This window comes from Bacteroides propionicifaciens DSM 19291 = JCM 14649 (assembly GCF_000375405.1).
Classification (GTDB): Bacteria; Bacteroidota; Bacteroidia; order Bacteroidales; family Bacteroidaceae; genus Bacteroides_E; species Bacteroides_E propionicifaciens.
This window is the reverse complement of record NZ_AQWS01000032.1, coordinates 1-14063: the sequence shown is the minus strand read 5'-3', so window position 1 is coordinate 14063 and position 14063 is coordinate 1. Positions and strand designations below refer to the sequence as shown.

The 14063-nt window shown below is 38.7% G+C and carries 6 protein-coding genes; all 6 read left to right on the top strand.

All coding sequences use genetic code 11. The annotated features are described in order from the left end of the window. The first annotated feature begins 54 nt into the window (after positions 1-54). The 6 genes from B091_RS0109610 to B091_RS0109585 all read left to right on the top strand — a co-directional run bounded on the left by B091_RS0109610 (position 55) and on the right by B091_RS0109585 (position 13680). Positions 55-4074, top strand: coding sequence for a hybrid sensor histidine kinase/response regulator transcription factor (locus B091_RS0109610; protein ID WP_018109790.1), 4020 nt, complete (start codon positions 55-57; stop codon positions 4072-4074). 217 nt (positions 4075-4291) lie between these two features. Continuing rightward, positions 4292-5119, top strand: coding sequence for a glycoside hydrolase family 16 protein (locus tag B091_RS0109605; protein WP_025069615.1), 828 nt, complete (start codon positions 4292-4294; stop codon positions 5117-5119). A 19-nt stretch (positions 5120-5138) separates the two neighbouring features. Continuing rightward, positions 5139-8339: a SusC/RagA family TonB-linked outer membrane protein gene (locus tag B091_RS0109600; protein WP_025069616.1), complete on the top strand. Its 3201-nt coding sequence runs from the start codon at positions 5139-5141 to the stop codon at positions 8337-8339. A gap of 38 nt (positions 8340-8377) precedes the next feature. Continuing rightward, on the top strand, positions 8378-10054 hold the full coding sequence (locus B091_RS0109595; protein ID WP_025069617.1) for a SusD/RagB family nutrient-binding outer membrane lipoprotein: 1677 nt from the start codon (positions 8378-8380) through the stop codon (positions 10052-10054). Between the two features lie 21 nt (positions 10055-10075). After that, the gene (locus tag B091_RS0109590; protein WP_018109786.1) at positions 10076-11326 is read left to right on the top strand and encodes a hypothetical protein; all 1251 of its coding nucleotides are present in this window, start codon (positions 10076-10078) and stop codon (positions 11324-11326) included. A 29-nt stretch (positions 11327-11355) separates the two neighbouring features. Beyond that, on the top strand, positions 11356-13680 hold the full coding sequence (locus tag B091_RS0109585) for a glycoside hydrolase family 3 N-terminal domain-containing protein (protein WP_025069618.1): 2325 nt from the start codon (positions 11356-11358) through the stop codon (positions 13678-13680). Positions 13681-14063: the final 383 nt, after the last annotated feature.

Here is a 14063-nt window from a genome sequence, read left to right as displayed (position 1 = left end):
AAATACGCAGAAATCTCTTTGCTTTTTTATTTATGAACTTGTTGCTCTCAAGTTATGAGAATATTGTTGAAATGTACTATTGTTATAGTATTATGGATGGTAGGTATTACTGTCAATGCTAAATTAACCAATAACATGTTTGATATTAGACATATTGGTTACTCTGAAGGTCTTAGCAGTCTACGGGTATTTTCTACCGTGGAGGATAAGTATGGTGTGATGTGGATTGCCACCAAAGTTGGAATTGATCGTTATAACGGCCATACTGTAAAGAATTATACTTTACCAGGCAATTTTCACTATGGAGACATGGCTGGGCGTAGACTTCGTTTGTTATATGACGAGCAATATGGTGTATGGGCATATGATAATACAGGAAAGATATATCATTATTCTATTCAGAATGACGCGTTTGAGCAATATCTATCTCTGAATGAATTTATTAGCGGAGAGATTATACTAAATAAAATCTGTCTGGATAATAAAGGCATTTTATGGTTGGGGCTAAGCAATGGACTATATAGAAAAGAAGTAGATGGACGCATCACTCCTGTAGTGCAGGAACACTATGTAAATGATATTGTATCCACAGCCGAATTACTTTTTGTTGGCACTTCTAGGGGAGTATTCCAACTCCCACATAATCAATTGAACAAAATTCATTGGTTAGTAAACGGAAAGGATGTACAGACATTATTCTGTGATGTAACTAAAAAAGAACTATGGATAGGAACTTTCAATAATGGTTTATGGGTGATGAATCTGAACACTGCCAGTTTGCGTCCACTAAAAGAGCAGAGTTATAGCTTTCTCAACCCAATACGAGCTATCACACATTATGATGCCCATACTGTATTGATAGGAGTCGATGGGGGAGGTGTGTACACAGTAGATAGAGATTCAAAAAAAACACATCTACTGATGGACACCGAAGATAGTTCAGATATTTTCTTGCGAGGTAATGGTATCTATTCCCTCACAAAAGACCGTCAAGGCAACATATGGGTAGGAAGCTACTCAGGAGGTGTGTCTGTTGCTATCCTATCGAGACATCCTATTACACTATTGATACATGAAAGGGGGAATCCACAATCACTGGCAAATAATAATGTCAACGCTATAAAAGAGAATATCAATGGAGACTTATGGTTTGCTACTGATGATGGTATCAGTATCCAGAGTGCCTTTTCGCATATATGGAATCATTGTCTAAAAGGTAATGTGATAGTTACCTTATGTCGAGGCAATGATGGTTCAATATGGGCAGGAACCTATGGAGACGGTGTATATCTGCTCAACAGTAAAGGGCAAATTATTCGTCACCTCACTCAACAGCAAGGAATACTTACTACAAACTATATATTTTCTATTAAGCAGGATCTAGATGGAGACTTATGGATCGGAGGCCTAGACGGATGTTTACAAATGCTGGATAAGGAGGGAAGGCACATACAATCATACGATATAAAATGGATTCATTCGTTGGTTCCGTTGAATCATGACAAAATAGCAGTCGCGACCGTAAATGGTTTTTATTTGGTAAATAAACGTACTGAAGATATACAACGCTATGCAACTTTTCAGGAGTTTTCTGATCAAGATGCGAGTGCCTATATTGTTTGCATGCTATTCAATGATGATGATACCGTTTGGTTGGGTACTGAAGGAGGAGGTCTCAATCTATACAATATGAGTACCCGAGAAACAAAAACGTTTACTAAGCATGAGGGGCTTCCATCTGATGACATATATAGTCTGCAAAAAGATTCTAGAGGACGTTTGTGGGCAAGTACAGGGAAAGGCCTAGCACTGATCGAAAACTTTCGGGTGTCAAACCTCAATTATATTGGCGATATAGATAAGGAATATAACAAATCTTCATTTGTCCAGTTGGCAGATGGTAAATTTGTATATGGCAGTACCAATGGTGTTGTTTGTTTTATACCTGATGCTATTAGTGCTACCAACTATCAGGCGCCATTACGATTTACTGGTCTGATAATAGAATATTTAGAGGCTGATGAGGAAAAGCTTTTACGCCCCATGATTTATGATATGCTGACTAGTGGCACAGTCCAACTTGATTATGACTATAACTCTTTTGCAATCACATTTGAGTCCGTTAACTATCGCTTTCAACGTGACATTACCTATCAGTATATGATGGACGGATACGAAAAATCATGGAGTAGTGTATCCTCTAATGGCACGGTACGATACACAAACGTATCACCAGGCTCTTACTTACTGAAAGTACGCAGCCTACGCCAAAGTAATGGGGAAGTAATATCTGAAAGATCGCTTATAATAAGTGTGTCACAGCCTTGGTGGAATTCTTTGGGGGCATGGATATTTTATATTTGCATCGCAAGTTCCATTTTCTACTTCATTTTGAGATATAATAGTAATAGACTTCAAAAAATATACAATGAAGATAAAGTGAAATTTTTCATCAATACTGCTCATGATATTAGAACACCAGTGACACTAATAATGGCACCACTGGAAGATCTAAGTCAGGAAAAAGAACTCTCTAGTAAATCTCTTTACTTTCTGGAACTAGCACGCAACAATACTCAAAAGCTCTATACACTGATCACACAATTACTCGAATTTGAAAAAGTTGATACTCATAAGCACCAACTTATATTGACTACAGTCAATCTCAACGAAATCCTTGTAGAAGAAGTTGCGAGTTTTCAATCATTCTGCGATAAGAAACAATTACACTTAAGTCTTTCTTTACCCGATAGAGATATTTATATTAAGGCTGATAAGCACATGGTAGAGATGCTGTTAGATAATCTTATTTCCAATGCTTGTAAATATACGATGCCACAGGGCAATGTGTCTTTAAGTTTGAGTTACACTAAGCGGAAAGCTATTATAGAGGTCAAGGACAGTGGCATTGGTATTCCTCTAAAAGACAGGAAACATCTATTTAACGAAGTACACAGAGCCGAAAATGCAAGGAAGTCACAGGAAGATGGTACTGGATTTGGTCTCTTGCAAGTACAACGTATAATAAATATCTTACATGGAAAAATAGCCTTCACATCTGAAGAAAATAAAGGTAGTACCTTTACAATTATGCTGAAAAGAACAGATGCTGGCACAATACTAATTCCTAAACAAACTATTGTGAATGAGGAATTTTATTCTGATATAAATACAGAGGAGACAGATATTGAAAATGCCGAGAGAAACAACAGCAGAAATATAAGCAAGCAGAATGCGAAAGATATGTTGCTTATTGTAGAAGATCATGAGGCTCTTCGCTATTACTTACGTAAAACGTTCGAAAACGATTACCATGTGGTTGATGTCTCAAATGGGCAAGAAGCACTTACCTTTCTTTCAAACGAATATCCTGATTTGATTCTGTCCGATGTAATGATGCCAGGGATACAAGGTGATGAACTTTGCAAAATAGTCAAAGAGAATCCAGAAACATCAGGTATTCCTTTTATTCTGCTTACAGCAAAAGCCAATCACGATGCTACAGTTGAAGGATTAAAGAAAGGGGCTGACGATTACATTTCCAAACCGTTCAGTACTGAGATATTAAAACTGAAAGTACAAGGGCTGATTGAAAACAAAAATAGGCAAAGAGACTTTTTCATGCGACAAGTTATTAAACAAGTCGAAATGGGCAAAAGTCACGCTACGAATAACAAAAAACAAGAGACAGCAGAGACTATAATGGTCTATGACAGTAAGTCGGACGAAACGTCGACAAACGTTCTCTCAGAAAATGATAATCAGTTTGTGATACAAGCCACTCAACTTGTAGTAGAAAATATAAGCAACACCGATTTTAATATCAATATTTTGTGTCAGGAAATGGCCATGAGTCGCACCTTATTTTATAGTCGCCTCAAATCTTTGACAGGAAAAGCTCCACAAGAATTTATTCGTATTATACGACTTCAAAAAGCTGCCGAACTATTAAAAGAAGGTCGAAATGTGTCAGATGTAGCACTTGAAACAGGATTTATAAACACAAAATACTTCAGTTCCTTATTCAAAAAACAGTTTGGTATTCAGCCTAGTAAATATGGTCGACAAAACTAAAATCATCGAGTTTTTTAATGCTAGAATAAAGCAAAGGTATTTATAAGGTCAGATAGTCTCCTGCGAGAAAAATGTTAGCTATCAAACCTTATATGTCAGCTATCAACCCATTGTTTCTGTATACAATTATCATCTTTGTGCCGAGTCGTAAAACATTCGGACAGACTTGCTGCTGTCCATGTTCAAGACAACTAAGTTTAACTTTAAAAAATTTAACATGAAAAAAGCAATAGTCATGCTATTATTAATGTGCTCAATGTATCAATCTTGCTCATCCAACGACAAGGATACAGAACCAAGAGAGACATTAGAAGATTTTCTTTTCAAAGATGATTTCGATTCTTTTAATGAAAATGTATGGACCAAAGAAACTCATGAACCAGCTTGGGTTAATCAAGAATTACAAGCCTATGATCCAGCTTATGTATCAATTGGTAAAGATGGAGATAAATCGGTTTTGATTCTGACAGCAGAACGTAAAGGAGATAAGTTTTTTTCAGGACGAGTAAATAGTCAAGGGAAAAAGAACTTCAAGTATGGAAAAATAGAAGCAAGCATAAAACTGCCTAAAACAGCCAATGGTCTATGGCCTGCATTTTGGATGATGGGAGATAACGACAAGCATTGGCCACAATGTGGAGAAATTGACATTTTGGAAATGGGCGAACGCAACGGGATTATCACAGGTACTTCTGAGACATATATAAATTCTGCGATTCATTATGGTACTGATGAGAATGCAGGACATAGACAAGAATTTCATGCTACGAATTTTGTTTATAGCCTGCAAGATGGAGGATATCACACTTATTCATTAGACTGGAATGAAAATAGCCTAACAATAGCTATTGACGGTATCAAATTTCGATCTTTTGATATTAGTTTGGTAAGCGGACGCCATGAGTATTTCCAAGACAGTTGCTACATTTTGTTTAATCTTGCTGTGGGAGGTGCTTTTCCCGGAATCACCAATATAGATGAGATTACGGCATTGAAAGATGGCGAAAAGGCGAGTATGTACATAGACTGGGTAAAAATATATTAAAATCTTAATTATATATTCCATGAAAATAAAAAATAGTAAATACATATTGTTTTGTGTAGCTTTGTTTCTCTGCTTGTTGGGAAACATTACACAAATGAACGCAGCAAAACCAGATTATTCCTCTATTGAACAGCAAAACAACAAAATCTCAGGAATAGTGAAAGATGATCTTGGTCCTGTTATTGGAGCTTCTGTTGTTGAAAAAGGGAGTGGAAGCAATGGAACGATAACCAATGAGGATGGCAAGTTCACTTTGAACATCTCGCCTGGAGCAACTCTTGTAATCAGCTTTCTAGGCTACAAGTCACAAGAGATAGAAATAAAAAACAACCAAATCCCCTTGGATATTACATTGGAAGAAGATCGCAAGATGCTTGATGAACTAGTAGTTACAGCCTTAGGCATCAAGCGAGATCGTAAGGCATTGGGCTACGGCTTAGACGAAGTAAAGGGCGATGCATTGACCAAGGCTAAGGAAACTAATGTAATCAACTCTATGGCTGGTCGAGTAGCAGGATTGGTAGTTAGCCAGACAGCAGGTGGTCCATCTGGATCTACACGTGTCATTTTGCGTGGCAGTACCGAAATGACAGGTAATAATCAGCCTCTGTATGTTATTGATGGTGTCCCTCTTGACAATACTAATTATGGTAGTGCAGGATCATCTGGAGGTTTTGACCTTGGTAATGGAATCTCAAGTATCAACCCTGACGATATTGAAAATATGTCTGTACTAAAAGGTCCTGCAGCCTCAGCTCTTTATGGTAGCCGAGCGAGCCATGGTGTTATTCTTATTACTACTAAGAAAGCTAATGGTAAAGACTCTTTTGGAGTGGAATATAATGGAACACTAACCTTTGATACACAACTGGCTAAATGGAACAATGTACAGCAAGTTTATGGTATGGGTAGTGGTGGAATTTACAGTATTGACGCCGTATCTAACACCAACAAAAGTTGGGGTCCAAAAGCAGATGGAAGCAATATGCTCAAGTATTTTGATGGTGTGGAACGACCTTACCTCATCATACCTAACAATACCTCAGACTTTTTCCGTACAGGTCTCACAGCTACCAACTCTGCCATCATTAGTTCAAACAGTGGCAATACGGGTATACGTTTTACCTATACGGATATGCGTAACAAGGACATTGTACCAAAAACTCATATGAGTCGCGACATCTTTAATCTGCGTGCTAATACAACTGTGTCTAAAGTGGATCTCGATTTCAGTGCAAACTATACACGTGAGGATGTAAAAAACCGTCCTGCATTAGGTGACAGTAAGTCGAATATAGGTAAAAACTTGATGACACTGGGCACCACTTACGATCAGAGCTGGCTGAAGACTTATCAGGATGCAGAAGGCAACTATTCCAATTGGAATGGTATGGACCCGTATAATGTTAATCCTTATTGGGATATATATAAAAATTCTAATAACTCCAAGAAAGACCAATTTCGTTTCAACGGAAAGGCTCTTTGGAATATCAACGAACGCGTCAAAGTGCAAGGAACTATGGGTGCTGAACTCAATTGGTTTACTTTTGACGACTTCAAAGCCCCTTCTACACCTGGTTATGAAGCGGGACGCCTTCAGAATAGCAACTTCCGCAATCGTATGTACAATTTTGAACTATTAGCACTTTACAATAACAATTGGGGTGACTTTGACTTCAATGCTACATTAGGGGGCAATGTATATAAAGTGAACAATCATACTATGATTAATACTGGACAAGATATGCAAATTCGTGAAGTGGTAAATCTGATGAGTTTTAATGAAACTAGCTTGGAGGAGGATAGTTATCGCAAGCAAATCAATTCAGTATACGGAGCTGTCAATCTGGGATGGAGACATATGTTATACTTTGATGCTACCTTACGTGGCGACCAGTCTTCGACTTTACCCATAGGTAACAATATGTACGTTTATCCGTCATTCTCTGGAAGTTTTGTATTCTCCGAATTGACCCCTCAGCTACGTAATACCATGCCTTATGGGAAACTTCGTATGTCTTGGGCACAGGTAGGTAGTGATACCGATCCTTATCAGTTAGGGTTAGTTTACTCTAAATCAAAGTATACTTATCCTGGTTACACGATTGGTTACATTGATAATAACACAATTCCGAATAAAGACTTGAAGCCTACAAAGACCAATTCGTTTGAAATCGGTTTGGATCTGAAATTTCTGAATAATCGTATTGGTCTAGATTTTACCTACTATTCACAGATTAGCAAAAACCAAATAATGAGTATGGCTACTTCTTGGACATCAGGGTATACTTATCGCCTCATCAATGCTGGTGAAATAGAAAATAAAGGGATAGAAATTTCACTAAATACACGTCCTATCGAAATTAAAGACTTCTCATGGGATGTGAATGTGAATTTTTCTAAGAATAACAATAAGGTAAAAAAGCTTGTTGATGATATGGATATGATTGAGTTAGAAAAAGCAACCTGGCTTGATGTTCAAGTTGCAGCCAAGGTTGGTGAGAACTTTGGTTCCATTGTAGGTCCCGATTTCATGCGTAATCAAGATGGTGACATCCTCATCAATCCACAAACAGGTCTGCCTCAGTATGACAAAAGCAACCACGTGTTGGGTAATGCTTCTTGGGACTGGACAGGAGGTTTGTCTACTACTTTCACTTACAAGAATCTTTCGCTTTCTGCTCTCTTTGATGTGAAGGTTGGTGCTGATCTTTATTCTATGTCAGCTCGTGCTTCTTACGAGTCAGGCAAGGAAAAAGGAACGCTTGCTGGACGCGAAGAGTGGTATATATCAGAAGAACAACGTCAGGCTGCAGGTATTGCCAAAGGATCTTCGACATGGAATCCGACAGGTGGTTTTGTAGCTCCAGGGGTAATTGACAACGGTGATGGTACTTACCGTCCCAACGATATTTACATCAACCCTGAAGACTACTGGATGAGTGTAAGTAGGAATGCTCCGTCGATGTTTATTTATGACAACTCTTATGTGAAGTGCCGTGAAATAACCATGTCTTATAATGTGCCAAAAGCTTGGTTGAAAAACTCATTGAAAGGTCTTACTCTCTCGTTTGTTGCACGCAACCCGTTCATCGTATGGAAGAACATTCCTAATATCGACCCTGATTCCAATTATAATAATACAACTGGTATGGGATTAGAGTATGGTTCGTTGCCATCACGTAAAAGTTATGGATTTAATGTTAACGTAAAATTCTAAAGAGAATTTAGTTTTTAATTCATATATAATAATATACAATGAAATACAATCGATCATATATCACAATAATATTAGTGGCGTGTGTCATGTTATTTGCTGCATGTAGCGACAGTTATATGGAGAACATGAATACCAATCCGTCAAAGGCTCCCAACATCGACCCAAATGCACAGCTCACCACAGCACAGTTGCAGACTTATGGAAGTTTAGATATGATGGAAATTAACCGAAACTATCTCTATGCTTTCAATCAGCACCTTATGGGGTGTTGGAATACTACTAATTTTGGAGGACGTCATACACCAGACAACAGCGAAATGAGTCGAGTATGGACATTATTCTACGCTAATGGCATTAAAAATATCACTGATGCTCAATCTCGCACTAAGGATAATCCCGAAAAAGTAAATATCAATGCTGTGCTAGATATATACAAGGTTTACTTGATGTCCATTATTACAGATATTTACGGAGATGCACCATACAGCGAAGCTGGGAAAGGCTATCTTGAAAATAAATTCAACCCTCGTTATGATACGCAGGAGGAGATATACAATAACTTTTTCATTGAATTAAGTGCAGCTGTTGCTAGTTTCGATTCGACCAAGGATAAAATTACGGGCGACGTCATCTTTAATGGCGATCTGGGGAAATGGAAGAAGCTAGGCAATTCACTTCGACTACGCTTTGCGATGAGAATTTCCGAAGTCGCTCCACAGAAGGCTCAGGAAGAATTTGAGGAGGCTTTACAAGCTGATGGTGGAATCTTAGAAAATGCCAGTGACGATGCACTTATCAAATATATGGATATAGCATTCAGTTTTGGACAGGAAGCTTATTCTGACTACCGTGGCAATGCTTTGTCACAACTACTCTTTGGTGCAGATCCTGCCAATAATCCGAGTTATTTGTGCTCTACGTTTTTCAATCAGCTCTATACTACTGGCGACCCTCGCACATTTAGAGTTGCCCGTTGCTATTATGATGGACTGATGAGCATCACAAGTCCTGACAATCGTATTGATTTGACTGATGAAATAATTGAAAATAACATTCAATTTCAGCCACGTGATCCAGGAGCTTACTCTTGGGAACCTTGGCCAACAGGCTACAAGAGCGACATTTTAGAAAAACTGTCTGAGACCAATCCCTCAGTTGACCCTAATGTGGCACGCGAAATTGAGCCCAAATTATCTAACAACTTCTTGAATGGCAGTAACCCAGGTGTGGTGATGACTTCTGCTGAAGTTAAATTTTTGTTAGCAGAGGCTGTGGTAAGAAAGTGGAGTGTTAGAGGCGAGTCTGCCGAAAACCTCTATAAGCAAGGTGTACGTGCAGCTATAAATTTTCTTTCAGACAATTATAAATGTGAAGTAGTATCAGACGAAGTTTTTGAAGAGTTTATCCTACACAATGGTATCGGTTATACTGACGAACAAAAGAAGAAATCTATTAATACACAAGCATGGATACTTCACTTCACAAATCCTGCCGAATGCTGGGCTAATGTGCGTCGTTCGGGCTATCCAGTATTGAAATCACCAGCGGAATATGGTTTTGGACAATTCCTTACTGGCGGTTCTGAAATTCCTGTACGTCTTTGCTATCCTATACTTGAGTCTTCATACAACAAAAAGAACTATGATGAAGCATTAAGTCGCATGGGCGGCACGAATAGTTGGAACACACCTGTATGGTGGCATATTGTAAAATAACTATAAAAATAAAAGGCGAATATGAAAAATATATATTACATCCTGCTGACTATGCTAGCTATGAGTTTTGCATTTACAGCTTGCAGCGAAGATAATCCGTTCTCTACAGTTACGGCAAACGATGAGCCAAGGATACTTGACCCGATTTTTCCAGACGGCAAAGATGGCAAGCTGCCCGTAATAGCCGAAATGAATAGAGATGCACCTCTCTCCATAAGTCTGACAGTTACACCAGCCAATAATGTGAGTATTTCATGGCTAATCGACGGACACGAAGTGGAAACAGGGAAAACAATTGATATTTATCTGAAAGCAGGCACTTACAAGTTCAAAGTAATGGTGACAACTGATGCAAGCAAATCAACCTATCGTGAGGGTACTGTATTGGTAAAACCTTTGGTCGATGATCCATCGTCAACAGCAATAGGCGTTGAGCGTATAGTTATACCAGGAGCAAAGGCTCGTTTTTATGGTAGCAACTTGGACAAGGTGAAAAGTGTTATTATTGATAATAAAACCATCACAGACATAGCTCATGTAGGAGATGGAAACTATTTGGAATATACAGTTCCTGCTGACTTAGACGAAGGTGAGCATCGTGTGATTTTTGTAGATAACAATAGCTTTGAATATGGGGCTAATACTATCACTGTAACTCAGGCTACATTAATAACCGCAGGGGTTGATCGCACAAATGCCAACAGAGAGTGGACAATAACAGGGCTTAATCTTGACCTAGTCACTTCATTGACATTTGCTGAACAAACCATAACAGAATTCACAAAACAAACAGCTACTGAGATTGTGATTACCTGTCCCGATTTACAGGACGGAGAATATAGGCTGATAGGTAAGACTAAGAGTGGAGAAAATGTGCAATTCTATACTGCAAAAGGTATAGTTGCCGAACATACAGTCATTGTATCTTCAGAGACAATTCTTTGGGAGGGTCATCACTATGTATCATGGGATTTACCAGACGAAAGTCCTAACAAGAAATTTGACTTGATAGGTAAAGAAGTATTTGCCTCCATTAAGGCTGGTGCGACATTGAGTATTCACTACTCGGTCAACTCACAAGATGTTTATCATCAGTTGCGAACTACTAGTGGACATTGGGCAGATTTGCCTAGTACTGCAGTGATAGAGTTCTCGGAGGGTGGTGTGAAGGAAGTTCAGCTCACTCAGGCAGTGCTGGATAAAATTCAGGCAGAAGATGGCTTCCTATGTATAGGGCATGGATACTATGTGGATATGGTAACGGTGCAATAAGACAATTAAAAGATAATAAATTTCTAAATATGATAATTAAAAAGATAATATTAATTTCAACATTAGTAGCAATGGCTGCCTGCTCTTCGCAGGTAGCTCCGCCTGCCATTACTAAAGATCCAGAGATAGAAAAGCAGATAGAGGCTGTTCTTTCAAAGATGACGTTAGACGAAAAAGTAGGTCAAATGACAGAGCTTGCTATTGATGTATTGGGAGACTTTGTAGATGGTGAATTCCAAATCGATGATGCCAAACTTCATAAAGCTATTGTGGAGTTTAAGGTTGGCTCTTTCCTCAATGCTCCTGGACCTGTCGCACAAAGCAGAGAAAAATGGCAAGAAATTATTGGAAAGATACAGGAAATATCAATGAGAGAAATTGGCATTCCATGTATCTACGGGCTAGATCAGAATCACGGTACCACCTATACATTGGACGGTACACTGTTTCCGCAGAATATAAATCTCGCAGCTTCACTTAATCCTGAACTGGTATACGAGTCGGCACGTGTCACTGCCTACGAAACTCGTGCGAGTAATTGTCCATGGACTTATTCTCCGACTTTAGACATGGCACGTGACCCACGATGGTCACGTATTTGGGAAAGTTTTGGTGAAGATTGTCTGGTCAATTCTGTGATGGGTGTTTCTGCGGTTCGTGGTTTTCAAGGTGATGATCCTAACCATATCTCGGCAGATCGTGTAGCTACATCAGTAAAGCACTATATGGGTTACAGTATGCCACGTACAGGAAAGGATCGTACTCCAGCTTATATATCCGATTCCGATTTGCGAGAAAAGTTCTTTGCCCCTTTCAAGGAGAGTGTGGAAGCCGGTGCTTTAACTATCATGGTTAATAGTGGTTCTATCAACGGAGTACCAGTGCATGCCAACCATGAATTACTCACCAAGTGGTTAAAAGAGGATTTGAATTGGGATGGTATGATTGTTACGGACTGGGCTGATATCAACAACCTCTATACACGCGAACATATTGCTGCAGATAAGAAAGAGGCAATCCAAATGGCCATCAATGCAGGTATTGATATGGCGATGGAGCCTTATGATCTTAGTTACTGCACGTTACTTAAAGAATTGGTGCAAGAAAACAAAGTACCAATGAGCCGTATCGACGATGCTGTTCGTCGGGTTCTCAGACTCAAGCTCCGTCTGAACCTCTTTGAACGTCCTAATACATCATCAGAAGATTATCCCCTTTTTGGTAGTAGCCAACATGCAGAATTAGCTCTTCACGCAGCTGAAGAATCAGAAGTCTTACTTAAAAATAAAGACAATATATTACCACTCACAAAAGGTAAAAAAATTCTTTTAGCTGGACCTAATGCTAATTCTATGCGCTGTTTGAATGGAGGATGGAGCTATTCATGGCAAGGGCATCTAACTGATAGATTTGCTGGAAAGTATAACACTATTTATGAGGCACTGGGCAACAAATTTGGTGCTGAAAACATTCGTTTAGAGCAAGGGGTGACTTACAAGCCTGAAGGCAGTTATGCCGAAGAAAATGAGCCCGAGATTGAAAAGGCAGTTACTGCAGCACGCAATGTGGATATCATCATCGCTTGTATTGGAGAAAATTCTTACTGCGAAACACCTGGGAATCTTTCCGATCTTGCTATTTCAACCAATCAGGCTAAACTAGTAAAGGCATTAGCTACTACAGGTAAACCCATCATACTAATACTTAACGGAGGTAGACCTCGTATTATAAATGATCTAGAACCTCTTGCTAGTGGTATTATAAATATTCTATTACCTGGAAACTATGGAGGTGATGCACTCGCTAACATTTTGGCAGGAGATGTAAATCCTAGTGCTAAAATGCCTTATACGTATCCACGAAACCAAGCAGAACTCACTACATATGATTATAGAGTAAGTGAAGAGATGGACAAGATGGAAGGAGCGTATGATTACGATGCGGTTATCTCTGTGCAGTGGCCTTTTGGATATGGACTCAGCTACACAACTTTTGAATACAGTAATTTTCAGGCAAATGTCTCCTCATTTACAATGGAAGATGAACTTCTCTTTTCTATTGACATCACCAATACTGGAACACGTGTAGGAAAAGAAGCTGTCATGCTATTCAGTCGTGATCTTGTTGCATCTCTTACCCCTGAGAGTCGTAGGTTGCGAGCTTTCAAAAAGGTAGAATTACAGCCAGGTGAAACTCAAACGGTTACACTGACTATCAAAGCGAGTGATTTGGCATTTGTTGGCAGTGATGGCAAATGGATACTAGAACAAGGAGATTTTCGTATGCAAAGTGGCAACCAAACATTGAATATCACATGTCACCAAACATACAAATGGGATACTCCTAATAAATAAATATAGCCTTTTTATTAAGGTTAAGATAGTTTTTCTGCCCACATGCTTCAAAAGTCTGTGGGCAGATTTGTATGTTATAATTACTTTGGTTTGTGGCAACGATAACTTAGAGATTCATCTTCCAATAACAAAATATACTTATTCAGATATTATTATTCGAAGGTATTCTTAATCAATAGCTAAAAATAAAGTGCTACCATTTTCCCTCGACACAAATTACAATAATATATCAGATTCAAAGGTTTTATCTCAGTTATTTTTCAAGAACACCCTTAACAGTGCTAATAGAAAAACATTTGGTATATATCAACAACGATCTTTTTTGAAGATTAGGTGTCTCGTCCTAATATAGCGTTACACAATACATGTAATGTTATGGAAGA

Bases quoted from the DNA above. Each gene is read 5' to 3' on its own strand.
- B091_RS0109610 (WP_018109790.1), top strand. From the start codon at position 55: ATGAGAATATTGTTGAAATGTACTATTGTTATAGTATTATGGATGGTA.
- B091_RS0109605 (WP_025069615.1), top strand. From the start codon at position 4,292: ATGAAAAAAGCAATAGTCATGCTATTATTAATGTGCTCAATGTATCAA.
- B091_RS0109600 (WP_025069616.1), top strand. From the start codon at position 5,139: ATGAAAATAAAAAATAGTAAATACATATTGTTTTGTGTAGCTTTGTTT.
- B091_RS0109595 (WP_025069617.1), top strand. From the start codon at position 8,378: ATGAAATACAATCGATCATATATCACAATAATATTAGTGGCGTGTGTC.
- B091_RS0109590 (WP_018109786.1), top strand. From the start codon at position 10,076: ATGAAAAATATATATTACATCCTGCTGACTATGCTAGCTATGAGTTTT.
- B091_RS0109585 (WP_025069618.1), top strand. From the start codon at position 11,356: ATGATAATTAAAAAGATAATATTAATTTCAACATTAGTAGCAATGGCT.